At 42.8% G+C, this 19,666-nt stretch carries 10 protein-coding genes and 6 pseudogenes; 7 read left to right on the top strand and 9 right to left on the bottom strand.

Features of this window, described 5'->3' with window-relative positions; all coding sequences use genetic code 11:
- Nucleotides 1-698: 698 nt before the first annotated feature.
- Both ANSO36C_RS05965 and ANSO36C_RS05960 read left to right on the top strand, forming a co-directional pair.
- On the top strand, nt 699-1,592 hold the full coding sequence (locus tag ANSO36C_RS05965) for an N-acetylmuramoyl-L-alanine amidase (protein WP_251958789.1): 894 nt from the start codon (nt 699-701) through the stop codon (nt 1,590-1,592).
- Nucleotides 1,593-1,753: 161 nt separating this feature from the next.
- Nucleotides 1,754-3,014, top strand: a pseudogene (locus ANSO36C_RS05960) (FAD-dependent hydroxylase).
- 30 nt (nt 3,015-3,044) lie between these two features.
- Here the strand turns inward: ANSO36C_RS05960 and ANSO36C_RS05955 are convergent.
- The gene (locus ANSO36C_RS05955) at nt 3,045-3,668 is read right to left on the bottom strand and encodes a class I SAM-dependent methyltransferase (protein WP_251958788.1); all 624 of its coding nucleotides are present in this window, start codon (nt 3,666-3,668) and stop codon (nt 3,045-3,047) included.
- Nucleotides 3,669-3,761: 93 nt separating this feature from the next.
- Here ANSO36C_RS05955 and hemH (ANSO36C_RS05950) point away from each other — a divergent pair, with 93 nt between their 5' ends.
- Together hemH (ANSO36C_RS05950) and hemH (ANSO36C_RS05945) are read left to right on the top strand one after the other, a co-directional pair.
- Nucleotides 3,762-4,112, top strand: coding sequence for a ferrochelatase (gene hemH / locus ANSO36C_RS05950; RefSeq protein ID WP_251958787.1), 351 nt, complete (start codon nt 3,762-3,764; stop codon nt 4,110-4,112).
- Nucleotides 4,061-4,930: pseudogene (hemH, locus tag ANSO36C_RS05945) on the top strand (ferrochelatase). The gene hemH (ANSO36C_RS05950) and the pseudogene hemH (ANSO36C_RS05945) overlap by 52 nt, the downstream one beginning before the upstream one ends.
- Before the next feature lie 197 nt (nt 4,931-5,127).
- Here the strand turns inward: hemH (ANSO36C_RS05945) and ANSO36C_RS05940 are convergent.
- The 5 genes and pseudogenes from ANSO36C_RS05940 to ANSO36C_RS05920 form a co-directional block, all read right to left on the bottom strand.
- A pseudogene (locus ANSO36C_RS05940) lies at nt 5,128-5,211 on the bottom strand (DUF433 domain-containing protein); the annotation flags it as partial.
- Nucleotides 5,212-5,553: 342 nt separating this feature from the next.
- Complete coding sequence (locus ANSO36C_RS05935; protein WP_251958786.1) at nt 5,554-6,114, bottom strand: DUF4126 domain-containing protein; 561 nt, start codon at nt 6,112-6,114, stop codon at nt 5,554-5,556.
- A gap of 221 nt (nt 6,115-6,335) precedes the next feature.
- Nucleotides 6,336-7,631: an adenylosuccinate lyase gene (gene purB / locus ANSO36C_RS05930; RefSeq protein WP_251958785.1), complete on the bottom strand. Its 1,296-nt coding sequence runs from the start codon at nt 7,629-7,631 to the stop codon at nt 6,336-6,338.
- A gap of 40 nt (nt 7,632-7,671) precedes the next feature.
- Nucleotides 7,672-8,223: a DUF421 domain-containing protein gene (locus tag ANSO36C_RS05925; protein WP_251958784.1), complete on the bottom strand. Its 552-nt coding sequence runs from the start codon at nt 8,221-8,223 to the stop codon at nt 7,672-7,674.
- Nucleotides 8,224-8,378: 155 nt separating this feature from the next.
- Nucleotides 8,379-9,397 (bottom strand): annotated as a pseudogene (locus ANSO36C_RS05920) (YihY/virulence factor BrkB family protein).
- A 207-nt stretch (nt 9,398-9,604) separates the two neighbouring features.
- Here ANSO36C_RS05920 and ANSO36C_RS34745 point away from each other — a divergent pair.
- A pseudogene (locus ANSO36C_RS34745) lies at nt 9,605-10,331 on the top strand (type I restriction endonuclease subunit R).
- A gap of 194 nt (nt 10,332-10,525) precedes the next feature.
- Here the strand turns inward: ANSO36C_RS34745 and ANSO36C_RS05905 are convergent.
- From ANSO36C_RS05905 to ANSO36C_RS05895, 3 genes and pseudogenes are all read right to left on the bottom strand, one after another.
- Nucleotides 10,526-11,380, bottom strand: coding sequence for a DUF4394 domain-containing protein (locus ANSO36C_RS05905; protein ID WP_251958783.1), 855 nt, complete (start codon nt 11,378-11,380; stop codon nt 10,526-10,528).
- Between the two features lie 395 nt (nt 11,381-11,775).
- Nucleotides 11,776-13,304 (bottom strand): annotated as a pseudogene (locus ANSO36C_RS05900) (YifB family Mg chelatase-like AAA ATPase).
- 174 nt (nt 13,305-13,478) lie between these two features.
- Complete coding sequence (locus ANSO36C_RS05895) at nt 13,479-16,592, bottom strand: leucine-rich repeat domain-containing protein (RefSeq protein ID WP_251958782.1); 3,114 nt, start codon at nt 16,590-16,592, stop codon at nt 13,479-13,481.
- A gap of 174 nt (nt 16,593-16,766) precedes the next feature.
- On the opposite strand from ANSO36C_RS05895, the gene ANSO36C_RS34740 reads away from it, so the two are divergent.
- Nucleotides 16,767-17,036, top strand: coding sequence for a hypothetical protein (locus tag ANSO36C_RS34740; RefSeq protein ID WP_410174708.1), 270 nt, complete (start codon nt 16,767-16,769; stop codon nt 17,034-17,036).
- 515 nt (nt 17,037-17,551) lie between these two features.
- Nucleotides 17,552-19,639 (top strand): di-heme oxidoredictase family protein, encoded by a 2,088-nt coding sequence (locus ANSO36C_RS05885; RefSeq protein WP_323374567.1) that lies wholly within the window; start codon nt 17,552-17,554, stop codon nt 19,637-19,639.
- Nucleotides 19,640-19,666 lie beyond the last annotated feature (27 nt).

Here is a 19,666-nt window from a genome sequence, read left to right as displayed (position 1 = left end):
TAGGCAGCGCGTTTTGTGTCGGGGTCTAAATCTCCGTCACAAAACGTAATTGCGAATTGCGAGTTGCGAATTGCGAATTGGTTTAATTTAGTACCCAAAACTAAAAAATTGCCAAAAACCTGATAAATATTCTCTATCAGGCTAAATTTTCTGCAATTTAAATCACGAACAATTATGAAACGCCGAGAGATTTTTAACACAGCTGCGATCGCTACTGCAACTGCTGCTACTCCAAGGTATAAACGCTAACTATCTTAAATTTAAGATTGCAATCTTGAATTGTAGAGACACAATTCACTAAACCAGCAGCAATGGTTTTGAGAGCATTTAAATAGCTCCCTAGATAGAGTGAGCATCTAAAACAATTACTTAGGATTTCAACATATACTAGTAACGTATATTTAACTAGAATTAAGGTATTATAGCGATTTTCGTTGGAATACCATCGACGGTAGGGCAGCACATCTATCATTGGTGTCAACTTAACGTGAAAGCAATCCTAGAACCAGCTTTTAGATTGTCTCGTTCCCAGTCTCCTATTGGGAATGCCTCCCTTGCTAGCGGCAGAGCCGCCAAGAGCAGCATTTCCAGCCCAGAGGCTGGAAACGAGGTTTTAAAGGGATTTAAGCTTAAGTTAATACCAATGCACATCTATGCGCCCCTACGAAGGATATTACCGTTTTACGCGTATTAGAAAAATGAGATTTAAAGACTGGGCGACTAGGGTGCTACTAATCTCGCTAATGTTCATGGCTTTAATTGTAGTGCTGCTAATTGGACGAGCGACAAAATTACAAAATAATCTGACAACATCCCGTATATCCAATCCACAGGTTACAGCCTGGAGTCAATATCCCCAGGCGCAATTCCAATCAGCGAAAGAGCCAGAGAAGAAATCTCAAAATGTTATCAAGTCGCCGGTCAAGACTAACAGTCCTGTAGCTAACAAATCTTTAGCAAAGTACGTAACCACTCAAGCTTTTGCACAGTACAGACCTAATTATCAAGTTGTCGCAGTTAACCCAACTAACTATGGAGAACGGTACGCCCAAGATGTTAACGGCATTCCTCTCACCAACCAACCGATTATCGTCCTCCATGAAACTGGTTATTCTGCTTCCAGCGCCATCAATTTCTTTCAAGTAGCCCATGATGATGAAAGTGTGCAAGCAAGCTACCACGCTTTAATCAAGTTAGACGGAACGGTTGTTTATCTAGTACCGCCAGACAAGCGGGCTTTTGGTGCAGCTAACTCAGTCTTTGAGACTCCACAGGGAGTAGAAACTGTGCAGACTAATCCAAATTTACCTGCGTCTGTGAATAATTTTGCTTATCACGTTTCTTTGGAAACACCGCCAGATGGTTATGACGGTAGTAGCCAGCAAACTCATAGCGGCTATACGGAAGCTCAATATAATTCTCTTGCTTGGTTAATTGCTCAAAGTCAAGTCCCGGACGATCGCATCACTACGCACCATCTAGTAGACCGTTCTGGTAAAAAAGTTGACCCGATAAATTTTGATGGGAATAAATTTCTCAGTTTACTCAATACTTATCGTCAGGTTAGACCAATTTATCGAGTTAGCAAATAATTCAGGAGTCAGAATGGGCTAAACGCCCCGCTACCGCTAACAGAATTCAGGAGTAAAACAGGCTGTATACCTAGCTTATAGATAGAATTTTGAATTGTGAACTTGCTCAAGAAGGCGCGATCGCGTCAAAATAAGAGTTAACGCTGTAATCTAACTTAACAATGGCCATAACGCAGCTTGAGCAAATTTCCCCTCAACCAACACCGCCAAATGAGCGGGGATATGAATATGATTTGGTAATTGTCGGCGGTGGGATTATTGGCTTAACTCTAGCCTCTGCTTTAAAAGATTCTGGTTTGAGTGTCTTGCTGATTGAGGCAAAAGTGGCATCAGCGGCGGTAGCCAAGGGACAAGCTTATGCAGTTCATCAGCTTTCGTCGCTAATTTATGAAGGAATTGGCGTCTGGGACAAAATGTTGCCTCAAATCGCCAAATATTGCCGAGTTCGTCTTTCTGATGCCGATTATCCGAATGTGGTGGAATTTACCACAGATGATATAAATACGCCAGAATTGGGTTATGTGGCGGAACACCAAGCCTTATTGCAGCCGTTGCAAGAGTTTATCCAAGATTGCCCAAATGTGACTTATCTGTGTCCGGCGGAAGTGGTAAATACGCAGTACCAGCAGAATATAGTCGCCATCGATATAAAAGTTGCCGATCAGCTAAGGACAGTTCGCAGCAAATTAGTTGTAGCAGCAGATGGATCGCGATCGCCAATTCGCCAAGCTGCTGGAATCAAAACTTCGGGCTGGAAATATTGGCAATCTTGCATCGTGGCATTTGTCAAACCAGAAAAACCCCACAATAACACCGCTTACGAAAGATTTTGGTCTAGTGGGCCATTTGCGATTTTACCTTTACCGGGGAACCGTTGCCGCATTGTCTGGACAGCCCCTCACGAAGAAGCAAAAGCTTTGTGTGCTTTAAATGATGAGCAATTTTTGGCAGAACTAAGCCGTCGCTATGGCGATCAGATGGGAAAATTGGAATTACTAGAGGCGAATCGCATTTGTTTTTCAAGTACAACTCATGCAAAGCGATCGCTACGTTCTCCCCCGACTAGCATTAATTGGTGATGCGGCGCACAATTGCCATCCCGTCGGCGGACAAGGTTTAAATCTGGGTATTCGGGATGCAGCAGCTTTGGCACAAGTAATTCAAGCAGCGCACAAAGCGGGTAAAGATATTGGCCATATTCAGATTCTCAAAGGTTATGAACGCTGGCGCAAACTAGAGAATCTGACGATTTTAGGTTTCACCGATTTGTTAGATCGGATGTTTTCTAATAATTTCTTCCCTGTAGTAGTGGTTCGTCGCCTGGGTTTGTGGCTTTTGCAACGAGTACCTATATTAAAGGTATTTATGCTCAAACTGATGATTGGCTTGAAGGGGCGGACTCCAGAATTAGCAAAACGATAAGAAACAGGAGGCAGAAAGCCTCCTGAACTTTCATTTCTTCGCTTGTATCACTTGCAAACTACCACCTGCATATAAAGTTTGCTTACTCACTTCAAAGCCAGTTTCAGTTAATAATTCAGGTAAATCAGTTTTTAATAATTGCCAAGCTGTTTCCGTCTCAAACAACAGCAAAAAGACTGATACACCAGGCCAAAATAGCGGATTTGTCGGAGCGTGAAAATCCACGAACGTAAATACCCCTCCTGGCTTCAACACGCGATGAACTTCATTAATAATTTTTCGTAATTGCTCAGGTTGCATCTCGTGTAATGCAACGCTGGTATGTACCACATCAAACAGATTATCTGTAAATGGCATCTTTTCAGCAAAAGCTTCTATGTATGAAGCTTCGGGTACATTTTGCCGCGCCCGTTGCAAAGACTTGGGTGAGGCATCTAGCCCCGTTACATTTTGTGAAATTTTTACTAAAAATTCCGTTGTTTGACCGCTGCCACAACATAAATCTAAAATTTGAGTATCTGAGTGAATTGTTAAGCCTTGCAAAGCAAGTTGTCGAAAACGCGCTTCACCACCTACACTTAAGGCTGCTAAACGCGAAATACCATCATATAGCCATTGATAGCGGTAACTCCAATCCCTTAAAATTGTTGCCATTGCATATTTCCTTGCTATTAAGCTTTATATTTAATAAAGATATATGGTTAACATTAGTAAAAAAACTGAAAAGATTGGGGGAAAGTAACTGCTATGGGTCGTGTAGGCGTCTTATTACTCAATCTCGGTGGCCCCGATAAGCTAGAGGATGTCGGGCCGTTTTTGTACAACCTATTTTCCGATCCGGAAATTATTCGCCTACCATTTCGTTGGTTGCAAAAGCCCTTAGCTTGGTTTATTGCCACGCGGCGAACCAGAACATCTCAAGAAAATTATAAGCAAATCGGTGGTGGTTCTCCATTGCGGCAGATTACAGAAGCGCAAGGGGAAGCTTTAAAAGAACAGTTGGGTCATTTGGGGCAAGAAGTTAATATTTACGTGGGAATGCGTTATTGGCATCCCTATACAGAAGAAGCGATCGCCCAAGTTACCCAGATAATATAGAACACCTAGTAATATTACCGCTATATCCCCAGTTCTCTATCAGTACCAGTGGTTCCAGCTTCCGACTTTTAGACAAGCTCTGGCAAGAAGATCCAAAACTTCAACCGATTGATTACACTGTCATTCCTTCTTGGTACAAACAACCAGGCTATCTCCAAGCAATGGCGCAACTCATAGCCCAAGAGCTTGAGCAGTTTCCTAACCCGGATGAGGTTCATATATTCTTCAGCGCCCACGGCGTTTCCTAAAAGCTACGTTGAAAGAAGCAGGCGACCCTTACCAACAAGAAATTGAGGAATGGCACTGCGTTGATTATGCAGACCCTCAATCGACCCAATCCCCACACCTTAGCTTACCAAAGTCGTGTCGGCCCAGTAGAATGGCTCCAACCCTATACTGAAGATGCTCTCAAAGAACTAGGCGCACAAGGCGTGAAAGATTTGGTTGTCGTGCCTATCAGTTTTGTCTCAGAGCATATTGAGACACTACAAGAAATTGATATTGAGTATCGGGAAGTAGCTGAGGAATCAGGAATTCACAACTTCCGCCGTGTACCTGCTCCTAATACCAATCCAGTATTTATTAATGCACTAGCAGAATTAGTAATTGATGCGCTAAAAAACCCCAGTTTCAAGCTTTCGCAAGCTGCCCAAATCAAAAAAATGGTAAAAATGTACCCTCAAGAACGATGGGAGTGGGGTTTGACAACTAGTGCTGAAGTATGGAATGGTCGGATTGCTATGCTAGGTTGTATTGCCTTAATCATAGAGTTGATTACCGGTCACGGCTTCTTGCACATGATTGGAATTTTGCAGTAAAGGCTATTGGAGAAGAGGTAAAGGGGCAGGGGGAGATGAAGGGACAAAGAGATAAACACAACTCTTCACTCTTAAGGAACGTAGATTAAGGGACTTCCAGATTAAAAAATATCCAATTGTAGAGGCGTCAGTCCTTGCGCCCTACAAATCTAGAAATAATTTGGGATAATTTATTTTTTGCAAGTCCCTAAATAAAACAACATTTCTAAAATGTCACTAACTCTAATTCTCATACCTCGAATGGAAGGACGACCCCCACATTGACCAGGAATTTGCGTAATACGATTCTAATAATTCATTTAGTTAAGTAGCTAGGCATGATTAAATTAGGACTTACGCACACTCTACGAATTCTCGGCGCTCTTGGCGTCTTCTCTGCGAGACGCTTCGCGTTCGCGTAGCGTTCCGAAGGAAAGGCGGTTCTATAAATTAAGCTTTTTAGCAATTTTTGCGTAAGTCCTATAAATATGTAAGATGTCATTGCGAGTGAAGCGAAGCAATCGCAAAGTCTCTGGGATTGCTTCGCTTCACTCGCAATGACGGAACATATTATATTTATTTACGCCCATTTAGTTAACTCACCACGGGCGAAACGTCCTGCTATCGCTAACAGCACTCAATATTCAGTACTTTTTTGCCCTATCTCTATTCCCTAAGTGATACCAGTCATACCACTGCTTCGCGCTACGAAGTGCAAACCAAAGCAGTATTAAAGCAATTAATCCTCCTTGCCAGGGAGCATCAAAGGCAAAAAGTACTAGAGCAACGCACAAAGTGTCTTGAAGAAAGACTGCCCACAATGGTAAGCCACGTAAGCGATAAAACCAACCAACCTGCACTAACTGGAGTACCAAAGCTAATAAACCTCCAATTATGGCAACCAGCCAGTTTGGTGTTGCTGTTGCTGTCGCTACTGCTAACCCCATAATTGCACCTGCTAGGGGAGACATGAATAATTGAACTAGTTGTAGCAATCTTTGCCCCCACAGCTTTTTTGAGGCTAATAATTCAACTAAAGACCAACAGCTGAGGCAACCTAATAATATTGGTGGAGAAATATAAGATAAAATTGGAACTTGTGACCACAAGTTAGTGCCCTGCAATAGTCCAATAATCAGCAGAGGTGTACCTATTCTCATTCCTGCTGCCGCCGATGCTGAAAGTGTGGCTAGGATTTCAATCATCAAAGCACTCGTAACACTAATAAACAAGTAAGTATTTGTTTGTATATACTACCCAGTGCGTGCAATAATTCCAGCATCAAACAGAAACTATTCAGGAATACAATATTAGTTATTTTTGGTATCTTTATATATTTTTTTTTGATATCTATCTGCGTATTTTTTGGGTAACAGGTAACAGGTTCGTAGTAAGCGCTCAAGCGCTCACTACAAGCAAATTAATCTTAAATTCCCAATCTTTGGTAAACTTCTTCTAAATGCCGCAGATGTTGCTGGGGGTCGAAACAAATCTCAAGTTCAGCTGGAGATAACTTTTGGGTAACACGCGGATCTTTGCTAATCAAGTCTTGGAAGTTGCCTTCTGGCTGATTCCAAGCGGCGTGAGCGCTTTCTTGAACGATCGCATAAGCCTCTTCTCGGCTACTTCCCTTGTCTATCAAAGCCAGTAGCACTTTTTGGCTGAACACAACGCCGCCGTAGCAGTTGAGATTCCGTTTCATGTTCTCAGGATAGACCAACAGGTTTTTCACTAAGTCGGTTATTTCTGACAACATAAAATGCGTTAAGGTGCAAGCATCTGGCAAAATTACCCGTTCTACAGAACTGTGGGAAATGTCCCGCTCATGCCATAAAGCAACGTTTTCTAAAGCTGCACCGGCATGACTTCTGACGAGTCGCGCCATTCCTGTCAGACGTTCCGAACGGATGGGGTTGCGCTTGTGTGGCATCGCTGAGGAGCCTTTTTGACCTTTGGCGAAGAATTCTTCAACTTCCAAAACGTCTGTTTTTTGCAGATTGCGAATTTCTACAGCGAAGCGATCAATGGTTGCGGCTACCAAAGCTAATTGTTGCACGTAGTCGGCGTGGCGATCGCGGGAAATAACTTGGGTTGAGGCCGTATCGGGTTGGAGTCCGAGTTTTCGGCAAGCGATCGCTTCTACACGCGGTTCAATATTGGCATAGGTTCCCACTGCACCAGAAATCTTACCGACAGCGATCGTTTTGCGGAGTATTCTTAGGCGTTCTTGGTGTCGCAACACTTCTGCTAACCAGCCAGCTAGCTTAAAACCAAAAGTGATCGGTTCAGCGTGAATACCGTGCGATCGGCCAGCCATTACTGTATGACGATGTTCCCCTGCTTTTTGGCGAATTACATGAATCAAATCTTCCAGACGTTGCAATAATATATCCAGGCTGGCAACTAATTGCAGTGCTAAAGCTGTATCCAAAACATCCGAACTAGTTAAACCCAGATGAATGTAGCGCCCAGCATCACCAACATATTCATTGACATTTGTCAAGAAAGCAATGACATCGTGGCGGACTACAGCCTCAATTTCTAGCACCCGCTTTGGGTCAAAATCTGCCTTGGCTTTAATTTCTTCAACCGCCTCAGATGGAATGTAACCAAGTTCAGCTTGAGCCTCGCAAACAGCAATTTCCACTTGCAGCCAAGTTTTTAGTTTATGGGCTTCACTCCACAGATTAGCCATTTCGGGCAAAGTATAGCGCTCAATCACAGTTCGGCATAGAATACAACCGTCATATTTTACAGTTTAATTAATGTAGATCGCTTTTTAACGCTATTTTTTGCTCAGGGACGGTACTAGTTTTGGAGTCGAAGGTGATGATACTAATGCTGCCGTCAGCCTCCATATATGCAAACTTCACATCTGCTAAAAATTCCACACCTTGCTGGCGTAACTTGCTCATCAACTCATCGTCTGTAATTAACTCTCGTTGTAAATGACGCTCAATCATCCGGCCATTTTTTACTAGTAGCAGTGGTGGCTGATTCAGAAAACGTTGAAACTGGGGGATTCTGTAACCTAACCAGTTCAATAAGTAACTCCAAAAAATCACAGTTCCTACCAGGATAGCGCCTTCAGTAATCGATGTATAATTACTCGCCATAGCGTTTTGGGCAGCTTCAGCAAATAGCACAACTACGAGTAAATCAGTAATTCCTAGTGTTCCTAGTTGTCGGCTAGGAAGAAAACGTAGCACTGAGAATAGTGCTAAATAAACCAGCGATCCACGAATAATTAACTCAAAGATGCTGATGCTAGGAATAAAGATTGCCTGCCAATTGATAAAAAACCATTTTTCCATTATCGCTGATTTTCTTCCTTTTTCAATAGACTTCTGGAAACAATCCAGTATCAGGTTATTTATCTGTAGTCTTTTTGATAAAACTGACTTTTATTAGAGATTAAATACTTCAATATCTATCAGAGTTATAAACGTATAATCCCACTATTCAGAGATTAAAATCGCTGATTTTTTCTTCTCTGTTTTAAGCGCTTGGGCTTCTTGAAAGACCGGAACAAGCGATTAATAAAGTTAGAAGAGGGCTTTTTCTTAGTCGATGTTTGTTTTGTTGGAGCCTTGCCATTCGATTGCGTGTTATCAGATAAAGGTATAGCATGTTTACTTGGGGTTATGCCGCTGCCGTACCTTCTGGCATAAACTTGGGTAAACTCCGCACCGAAGAAAAGAATCTGCGCGGCATAGTTAACCCAAGCTAAGATTACCACCAGTGAACCTGCTGCACCATAGGCTGAACCAAAACTGCCATTACCTAAATATTGTCCTAACAAAAATCTACCGATAGAGAACAAGAAGGAGGTAAGCATGGCTCCAATTAAAACATCACTCCAACCAATTTCGACATCTGGTAGAACTTTAAAAATGAGTCCGAACAGGAATGTAGTGATGGCAAAAGAGAGGATGAAATTGAGAATCTGCCAGAGAAAATCTACACCAGGCACCAAGTTACTAAAGTATGTTGCTAATGCTGCTAATGCCGTACTAATTACCAGAGAAACTAAAAGTAAAAAGCCAATACCGATCACCAATGCCAAAGGATAAAACGCGTAGGCGAATCATGTTAGTTACGCCGCGTCCAGGTTTCGGTTTCACTTCCCAAATCGTGTTGAGGGAATCTTGCAACTCGGTAAATAAGCCAGTAGCACCCACTAGGAGAATTACGATACTTATGATAGAAGCGATCGCTCCTGTTTGTGGTTTGTTAGCATTCTGAATCGCTGTTTGGATAAATTCTGCCCCGTCTCGGCCGACTAAACCTTGAATTTGTCCAACGATTTGCCCCGTCGCCGCCTCTTCGCCAAAGACTGCCCCAGCGATCGCAATTACAATAATTAGCAATGGTGCAATGGAAAAAATTGTGTAATAAGCTAACGCCGCCGTCTAACCGTGAGGCTTTATCCTCACTCCATTCTTTGAATGTCTCTTGTAATAATTTCCAAATCGCCTGCAAATTCATTCAATCAGTCTCCTTTAGGGATGTCGCTTACTTCCTGATATATTGGATACTGATTTCATAAGTAAAGGCATCCCTCCAAGGGAGTTTGTGCAGCGTTCTTGAGGAGGAATTTAGAATTTTATAGTGAGATGACCGATTGCGCCAATTAGCAATAATAAAGATGCGCTGATGTTGAGAATGTAGCAAAGCAATTTTTACCTAGAAGCAATGACAGAAGCGATTACCACTCTTCAGTATACAGAAAATCGATTCGGTCTCGTTCGTGTTGAAGACGAGAATTTGTTCTCACAGTGGTATGAGGGATTGCCTGAAATTACAGAAGCAGAAAAAAGCCTCTGTGGATGTCGTGCGGCGCAGGTATCTTTATCACCGTGCCGGAGGTGATTTACTAAAAGGGACAGTTATATTGTTGTTAGTGTCACCAATACTTGCACTCTCTGGATTTTACGATCCTCCTTTCAAAATTAAGGCTGAATCATCCGTAGAACTAACACTGGATGATGGCGAGGAAATACTGCGCGGACGGATTGATGTTTTAGTGTTACAAGATCAGTTGTGGGTGATGGTGTTGGAGTCGAAAAAAACCACGTTATCAGTTTGGTCAGCTGTACCGCAAGCCTTAGCTTATATGATGGCTAACCCCAACCCCAGTAAAGCTGTGTTTGGGATGGTGACAAATGGAGACGATCTTTTACAGCACTTCCGGCAGCTATGAGGTACATCCTCAAAGCTAAAAGCTATGTTAGGAGAGAGGCAATAAGAAAAACTGTATTGCATAATAGCGGGAAGCGCTGTATTTGTCAAAGTGACGCAAATAAATACACCACAGTACGATTTGTCAAGGGTTTTTGCTCCCTTTGTATCCGCCAGAGAACTGTACGCTGTTTTGCAAATTTTCAAGCGTATTGGTCAGTTGATTTCTCCTACGTCTTAGAGCTTGTTTGAAAAGTCTAATTTATTATTAGTCTTGGCGACTAGAAGTCGGGGCTACACAGACAAAGTTCGCCTTCGCTGACTAAGAAAAATCTAAAGCGCCTGCTCTGCTCTCGATTGAATATCTTAACAATCAAGAGCAGAGCATACGTGTTTACACTTTTAACAAATAGATCAAGTCGAGCTTGCGGATGCCTACTTTGATATAACTGCTAAACCAATGAAGTTACCTTTAGGTACATCGGCGATTTTAGTTGCAGTGCCAGTAGATAGGTTAATAGTGTAAAGAACTGAACCAGACAGTGCATAGGCAGTATTTTGACCTTGTGCATTTGTAAAGATGTCGAACCCGCTTATCGGTGCAAAGTTAACACCAAGCTTGCCAATCGTTCTGAGAGTGCCATCATTGGGTGGGTTTTGCAGTACTAAAACGTCAAGATCGTAATCAATGCCATAAAGTTGAGTTGATGTGGCTCCAGCAACCGAATTTATGTAAGCGACAGCGGTAATGTTGGGGTCAACTGTGGCGTTGACATCATCAGTAGCATACGCTAGGTTTTTATCGGCAGTGACTGCACCAGTGTCTACATTAGTACGGAAATTTTGATCATTGCTACCTACTATCCGTAAGCGGTCTGGTACAGGATTAAAATCAAACCCTGACTGAAATCCTCCATTAAAGCTGCTAGATAGTTTGCTCACAAACGTAGCCCGACCAGTTCTAGGGTTGATCGTGTATATGTTGTCAGTATCTGTGACACCATAAAGCAGACCATTTGCTGGACGGAAGTCAATACCTTGTAAGTTGCCGTCAATTCCTTTGACTTTAACTGCTTTAGCAAATCCACTCGGATCTATATTTACAAGAGTATTCTTTGAGGTTAAGCCAATGAATCTTAAAGGAGACCATTTGCCTGTAACATTAATTTGAAGGATATCAGCTGATTTGGTGATATTAACGTCAGCTAAAATTTTGTTAGCACTCAAGCCAAGACTTGCAGTGGCTAGAGTAACGACAAGGGCAATTTTTCGTGTGATAAAACCTTTCATCTTCCACTCCAAGATAAAATTTCTTGATTTTGATTCAGCAATAATTAATCCTTTCCTAAAAGGATTAATTGTTAAAATTTACTGATAACTACAGATTACACTGAAATCATTTTTGACAGGTTAAGACAAAATTAATTCTGTCAATAGTAGTTATGCTTAATCTGTCAAGAATACACTTAAATAAGAGTTTATTTAATGTTTGAGAAAAAATATCCTACTTTTCCTACTTAACACACTTTCAAGTATTAGGTTCAACATGATACCGTGGAAGTTCCAAAATAGATGCGATCGCCCGATCCTATTCTCTAGTTTCCAGCCAAATATTGACTCTTAAATTAGCCTTGTTGTTCTAGTTGCTGGTAACACGAACTATCTGAGCGATAATAACAAGATTGCTACTGCATCCTATCTATCGTGCGATATTGAATTGCTTCCGCTACATGATTGGTTTTTAACTCATCTTCTCCTGCTAAATCTGCAATAGTTCGTGCTACTTTGAGAATGCGATCGCTAGCTCTTGCTGATAAGCCTAATTTTCTAATTGCTGCTTCTAATAAATTGCGGCTAGCATCATCTAACTTGCACCATTTTTGGAGATGGCGACTTTGCAAATGGGCATTGCAACGCAGATTTGCTTCTCCTTGGAAACGGGTAATTGCGCGATCGCTGGCTTGTTGGACTCGTTCGCGTACTGATATTGATGTTTCTCCCGTCGGTTGTTGGGTAATTTCTTCTGGTTTTAAGCGATTCACTGCAACTTGTAAATCAATGCGATCCATTAAAGGCCCAGAAAGTTTTGCCCAATATTGCTCACGTTGGCGGGGAGAACAAGTACATTGTTGGATGGTATCGCCATAGTAACCGCAAGGACAGGGATTAGTACTTGCAACTAAAGTAAACTGCGCGGGAAACATTACCGATAGTTTAGTACGGGAAATCGTCACATAGCCATCTTCTAAAGGTTGGCGCAGAAATTCCAATACATCACGTTTAAACTCAGTTAATTCGTCTAGGAACAGCACACCTCTGTGAGATAATGAGATTTCCCCAGGACGAGGGAAGCTACCACCGCCAACTAGAGAAGGCCCGGATGCTGAGTGGTGGGGACTGCGGAAAGGGCGATCGCGTACTAATGAACCACGATTTTTCAATAAACCAGCTACCGAATGAATCCGAGTCACTTCTAAAGATTCGGCAAAACTCAACGGCGGTAATATTCCCGGTAATCGCCTTGCTAACATTGTCTTCCCACTACCAGGCGGCCCGACAAAAATTAAATTATGCCCACCAGCCGCAGCAATTTCTAAAGCACGACGCGCATGAGCTTGTCCTTTCACATCATGCAAATCTGTGCCAGGGTAGGATGCTGTTGTTGTCTGTGTTGTACTATCTATCTGCACAGGTTTGTAACGCCCGGATTATTTAAAAAATCCACCACCTCAGATAAATGTTTGCACCCGTAAACAGCCAAATCTTCAACCACTGCCGCTTCTTGGGCATTATCAGCAGGGAGAACTAAACCTGCAATTCCCATCTTTTGGGCTGCTGCTGCGATCGGTAAGACACCAGCCACGGGACGTAAACTGCCATCTAAAGAGACTTCGCCTAAAAATAGATAATCCCCCAACAAATCAGCGCTAACTTGCTCAGAAGCTGCCAAAATTCCTACACTAATAGGCAAATCGAAACAGGGGCCTTCTTTGCGTAAATCTGCCGGAGTTAAATTAATGACTATTTTACGCATCGGAAAGGCAAAACCAGTATTTTTTAGAGTTGCTTTGACTCTTTCTCTTGATTCTTGAATCGCTGAATCTGGCAGTCCCAAGACAACAATTCCCGGTAATCCTCCTGACACATCGACTTCCACGCCGACTTTGACGGCATCGATGCCTACAATTGATGCACTCCAGACTCTAGCAAGCATTGCTTATATAACGGTAAACCTTTAAAATCTCTAGCAGATGAGTTGGTAGATTGGCATTAGTGAAACCACTTACTGCTCCCTCTCTTTCTTTGAGATGCCTAAGCCCAAAAATACCATTGCGATCGCAACCCTTACAATAATATTCACTCATTCACGAGTATAAATCTAAAATACTTAGCGTTTATACTCTGCTGCGTGGTGTTCGCATAGCCACAGGTAATGTCCCTCTGGAGTCAAGACGTTCTTTAAGCCACCCCAGTGCTGCTGGGGATCTTCTTCTTCTAAAAGTTGACGCAAGGCACGCAAAGCAGCACCATCGACGCGTTCTGGATCTAAATCTTCACCTCTAGCAATTTTGTCTGCTGGTTCTAAATATTCAGATTCTTTGAGTTCAGGTAATTTTGCTGCTAGTTCTTTAAATAGTTCTAAGTCATTTTTAAATAGCGTTTCATATTCTTTGGGGTCTAGCACACCCAACCAAGGGCCAATTATCGGTGCAGCATATTTTAAGACTTTGAATAAGTTACCAATATAAGGTGCAGTTACTCTCAACCATTTGGCAGGTTCATTTATTTCATATAAACCGCCTTCTTGGGTGGGATGCCAACAGCCCGGTGCTTGGCAATAGAGTTGTAAATCTAATTTCTGTCCAGTTAGATTCTTTTGCCAAGCTTTATCGCCACGGGGACGCAGAACAAAGACATTGGGACAACGAGAATCTATGATTGCTTGTTCGCGGCGGAATGCATTGGTAAATCCACGTTGCGTCAGTTCTCGGAGATTTTTAAATTCATCGAGAATTACTGCTTGTCCGCCAACAACTTTTTTTTCTAACTGGTCAATGCGTTCTAGCACAGCATTTTGAGTATTCCAGTTTAAGCCATATAAGAGTTTTGATACTGATACATCTTCCATCGCTTCTGGGCATTCAATTGTTCCTTTCTTTTTTTCCCAGCGTTGCGATAGTTGTTTATAGTCAAATTCGTGGGTACATGGTTGACCATTATGACCAAAACATGGAATTGTGCGTTGAATGTCTAATCCGGGAAATCTGGCGAGGGTGAGTTCGATGCCATCTCGAAGCAGGACAAAGAAATTTAGGGGGTTAGAGCCTCGCACTGTTAATTTAATATAGCGATCGCTTTTAACAGCTTCCACCAATGCTAAATGTTCTTGCTCATAAGCAAATAAGACACCGTTACGCCAATGAATGCCAGTTGTGAAGCGGTGTTGACGCGCAATAAACCAAGTGGGAATACCCGCAGGAATGGTATTGAGTTGAAATTTCATCGAAATTTCGTTGCACTCGCCTGTTTGTTTAATTTGCTGCCATTTGTGTTCATAATTAGGCGCGTCGAAGGGCAAACGTTCCACAACCAGACTGAGATCCTGGCTTTCGGGAATGGGGTAGGAAAGGTCAAAACGCTCCATCAGGCGCAGGAAGTGGTCGCGCATATATCGCTCTAAGTCGTGCCATAGTCGATCCATTTCCTGACGGCTAAAAATACCACAACGCTTGATTACGTTTTCGCTTTCCAAAACTTTGCTGATATATTCAGTTACCCACTGGGGCTTGAGGATAACGATATCGTTAAGTTCTTCGTTGTCTTGGAAGTAGAGAATTTCGCCTAATTCATGCAGCCATCGCGCCAGCACTTCCTTGCTTATATCAGCAACTTGGAACTCAGCCATGATGTCCCACAATTGTTGCGGTGTGATTTGTTTTTTTGGCTGAGTGCGGATGGCATTGGCAGCATTTAGCCAGGTGGTAGGCCAGATTTCACCCATCAAGGGCAAATTAGCGGCTGATTCTGCGATTCCTTGCCGAAGTTTTTCAATGCCATTGCTGCTTTTAGAGCTAATTTTACAATGTTCGATAATCTGGGGGTATTTGCGGCGTAACTCAGTTAGGGGAAGATCGGCATCTCGCTCATCGATGTGGGTGGCGACGAGTAAAATCGGAGATTCGGGGGCTAAGGCTTTGATAGTATCTAGCCAGTAGTAGAGTTTACCTTGCTCAAATCCCAGTCGGGCATTCCAGGCGAGTAAAAATAGAGAGCGGTTGGTGAGGAAGAATTGATGGGTAGCGTGATAGATTTCCTGTCCCCCAAAGTCCCAGGTGTTCAGCTGCATGGTGACAGCTTGCGTGGGATGGGTTAATTCCAGGGATTTAATTTCAATACCGTGAGTGGTGGATTCCTGGGTGTCGAACTCTTCACCGCGCAATGCTCTTAATAAGGATGTTTTACCCACACCTCCTTCACCGACGACTAGCAGTTTAGAAATCCACTGCCGTTGACTGCCCTCTAACCTTTCTTGCAGATATGTTAAAACCGCCTGTGTTCCCTGCTCGACAATTTCAGGTGGTGGCGAGGTTAATGGATTGTTATCGAGGTATAGCCTTCTCAGGCTGGAGAGTTGGCTGATTTCTGGCGGCAGGCTGCTGAGTTGATTGTTATGGAGGTCTAGCGTTGTCAGGCTGGAGAGTTGGCTGATTTCTGGCGGCATGCTGCTGAGTTGATTGTTATGGAGGTCTAGCTCAGTCAGGCTGGAGAGTTGGCTGATTTCTGGCGGCAGGCTGCTGAGTTGATTGTTATGGAGGTATAGCCTTGTCAGGCTGGAGAGTTGGCTGATTTCTGGCGGCAGGCTGCTGAGTTGATTGTTATGGAGGTATAGCCTTGTCAGGCTGGAGAGTTGGCTGATTTCTGGCGGCAGGCTGCTGAGTTGATTGTTAGAGAGGAATAGCTCAGTCAGGCTGGAGAGTTGGCTGATTTCTGGCGGCAGGCTGCTGAGTTGATTGTTAGAGAGGGATAGCTCAGTCAGGTTGGAGAGTTGGCTGATTTCTGGCGGCAGGCTGCTGAGTTGATTGTTAGAGAGGTATAGCGTTGTCAGGCTGGAGAGTTGGCTGATTTCTGGCGGCAGGCTGCTGAGTTGATTGTTATGGAGGTATAGCGTTGTCAGGCTGGAGAGTTGGCTGATTTCTGGCGGCAGGCTGCTGAGTTGATTGTTATGGAGGTATAGCGTTGTCAGGCTGGAGAGTTGGCTGATTTCTGGCGGCAGGCTGCTGAGTTGATTGTTATGGAGGTATAGCGTTGTCAGGCTGAAGAGTTGGCTGATTTCTGGCGGCAGGCTGCTGAGTTGATTGTCATTGAGGTATAGCTCAGTCAGGCTGGAGAGTTGGCTGATTTCTGGCGGCAGGCTGCTGAGTTGATTGTTAGAGAGGTCTAGCTCCGTTGCCTTTTCGCTGGCAGCTTGTTCAATAACTTGTAACAGTTCTTCGTTTGTCACCTGCAAACCTCACCAACTCTGTAGCGATATTTACTAAAGCAGTATATCGCAACTAAGCATTAGAGACTGGATTAGTGTGTTCATGTGCATAAAAACGGCTGTAATGTTTAAATTAGCAGGGTGCGTAGGCATAGCACGTCATAGATATTGCTAATCTTGCAATAACATTCACTCATTCACGAGTATCAAAGACTCGTCAACGGAGCTAAAAGACTCATTCACGGAGCTAAAAGACTCGTTAACGGAGCTAAAAGACTCGTTAACGGAGCTAAAAGACTCGTTAACGGAGTTCAAAGACTCGTTAACGGAGTTCAAAGACTCGTGAACGGAGCTAAAAGACTCGTGAACGGAGCTAAAAGACTCATTCACGAGTATAAAAGGCTCATCCACGAGTATAAAAGACTCATTCACGGAGTTCAAAGGTGCGTTACGCTTTCGTGCTAACACACCGGAAGACTGCGATCGCTTTATAATTGCGATGTCTACGATGGTCACTGAGCGGCTGGCGATCGCAGTCAAACCATGCCGTACTGCCGTACCCCTCTGGGGAAGTAAGCTACGCAAAGCGTCTCGTAGAGAAGTGCGGGCTACCGCTACGGATGACCAACGCAACAGGATTGTCTTCCAGGATACATAGTTAATAGCCAGCAATTTCATGAGTGTTAATCAATAACTTTTAATTGTGATTAAACAACTGAATAATGAGCAGTTATTAGAATTGCTATATTTAGCTCTTTTTTTATTTACAAGTGTATGGCTTAGTTTCCCTGTTCCCTTTTAAGAGTTCCTTTTCATAACTACTCTTCAATTCCTTATCAATTCTTAAATTAATAATTGTTGAGGCTGGTATAAGAAACTAAACTAGCCATCAAATTGATAAAAAACTTAAACACACTATTACATATATTTACATAAGAGTGTGATATATCTACTGATAGATTTTTATTTAATATCTCACTGTGAAACAACAAAAGAACAACCCTAAGACTCGTGTCGTTAGGATGTTGTATGGTTCAAAAACCAAAATTTTCTTATTAATGTGCGTTTTTCTCATTAGTGTTTTTGGTATCTTGTTATCAAATTGGTTGACAACAAGCCAAACAGCTTTTGCTACGATTAACCTTTTACAACCTGCTCCTACTCAACCACTAGGCTATTACGACTATTTCGGTAAATTACTTAGCCCTCAAGAAGCAGCAAGAGTAGTTGCAAATAAGGGATTCAATTCTAATGACCCCATTTCTTATCAACGGGTAGGGGCAGTTAAAATTACTCAGAAATTAATAGCCCAAGGTGAAAATATATTCTTTAACCGTAAGATTGGAGACACACTTGGTTTCCAAGGAGTATTTGGTTTTGGGCAGGGATTAAATACAATATCTGATGAAATAGGTGTAGCGATCGCTAGTTTGCAAGGTCAGCCAACGACAAACCTAAAAATTACTCTCCAGAAGAATTTAACCTTAGGTAGCCGAACTTTTCCTAAAGGAACTGTAGTTAATACAGGTTTAAAAGTTCCAGCGAGACAGAGTGCAGCACTAGGATTAAAAGCTAACGGCGAGATTACCTGTCTGCTTTGTCATGCAACCCTTTCCAATAATAAAATCATTCCAGGAACATCTAATGGGGAACTCGCAATCCCTTTATTGATTGCCTTAGCACCAAATACAGCCGCAGGGTTTGCGCGGTTAAACTTCAACCCATTAGACCCACAATACAAAGGCAATGGTAAGACTATTATTGACAGCAAAGGCAATAAAGTAGAACTCCCCGATCCAAAGAAGTTAGAAGATGCCTTTGATGATGCAGTATTAGATGTACCTTTCGGTAATTTCGAGAGTTCGCCAGATGGTATTAGAGACAGTACTAAAATTCCTAGTATCTTCGCCTTTAAAAATCATCCTTACGGAGCATCAGGAGAAGCAGCCGTTGGCCCGTTTGCTGGACTCAGCGCTCTCAACAACGGTGTTCACTCTTCAGAAGTCAATCTGTTCGCAGCCGCTCAAATCAGTGCAGATACTCTTGGTATTGATCCAGAAGTTTATATTGGTACATTACTGCAAAACGCTGCCGATCCCAGCCTACGTTTACCAAAAGGAGTGATAGTAAAACCCTCAGAATGGCTGCGGAAAATCGTACCGAATCCTATACAAGCAGAATTAGAAGACCAAATTCCTGCTCCTGGCACAGGAACTTACCCAAACCTGCGTCCCAGTTTGTTTACTTACAACGGTTTAGTTTTCAGTCCAAATACTGGAAACCCCGAAGATATTGCTAGCGGCACTTTCTTGTTTGCTAATAATGCTATGTCTGCTTTCCAAAACAGCTTAGTGCCACCCGCCAACCAGACTTCAGAAAACTGGCAAGCACTAACCAATAATTCTGTTAAACGTGGCGCAAAAGTTTTTCAGAAAGCTAATTGTGCAACTTGCCATATTCCACCCTTCTTCACCGACAACAAAATTCATCCAATTGATCAAATTCGTACTAACCCCGCTCGTGCCCAATCTCGCTTGGGGCTGAATAAATTGTTAGTAGCACCCAAGCTATATACTTTTAATACTCCAGTTCCCATACCTGCTAATGCTGAAGTGCTTGATGTACCAACGCAGGGTATATCTGATACTCCTACAACTTTACCCAAAGGTGTATTGCCCAAAGGCGGTTACAAAACTAGTACCTTACGTGGTCTTTATGTAAACGCACCATATTTGCACGATGGTGGTGTAGCGGTACGGGCAGGAAGCTTGAAAGTTGACTCAAATGGTAGTTTTACGGTAGTTGACAAGACTGGCTTAGGGTTATCTGGCACTCTCAGCCTTAGTATACCTGCCGATCCAGCTAGCAGCTTGCGTGCCTTGGTTGATCGCGATCTTCGTGCAAAAGTTATAAAAGCCAACAAAGCTAACCCTGGTTTAGTGCGTAGTAACCTTGATGGCACAGGTCATTACTTCTACGTAGATAGACAGTCTGGCTTTAATTCCCACCAGCAAACAGACCTGATTAATTTCTTGCTAGCACTTGATGACAATCCAGGAAGCTTTTAATTTTAGTTACAGTTGATATCCTATGTT

This window comes from Nostoc cf. commune SO-36 (genome assembly GCF_023734775.1).
GTDB classification, from domain to species: domain Bacteria; phylum Cyanobacteriota; class Cyanobacteriia; order Cyanobacteriales; family Nostocaceae; genus Nostoc; species Nostoc commune_A.
This window is presented reverse-complemented; position numbering and strand designations above follow the sequence as displayed.

Bases quoted from the DNA above. Each gene is read 5' to 3' on its own strand.
- ANSO36C_RS05965 (WP_251958789.1), top strand. From the start codon at position 699: ATGAGATTTAAAGACTGGGCGACTAGGGTGCTACTAATCTCGCTAATG.
- ANSO36C_RS05955 (WP_251958788.1), bottom strand. From the start codon at position 3,668: ATGGCAACAATTTTAAGGGATTGGAGTTACCGCTATCAATGGCTATAT.
- hemH (WP_251958787.1), top strand. From the start codon at position 3,762: ATGGGTCGTGTAGGCGTCTTATTACTCAATCTCGGTGGCCCCGATAAG.
- ANSO36C_RS05935 (WP_251958786.1), bottom strand. From the start codon at position 6,114: ATGATTGAAATCCTAGCCACACTTTCAGCATCGGCGGCAGCAGGAATG.
- ANSO36C_RS05925 (WP_251958784.1), bottom strand. From the start codon at position 8,223: ATGGAAAAATGGTTTTTTATCAATTGGCAGGCAATCTTTATTCCTAGC.
- ANSO36C_RS05905 (WP_251958783.1), bottom strand. From the start codon at position 11,380: ATGAAAGGTTTTATCACACGAAAAATTGCCCTTGTCGTTACTCTAGCC.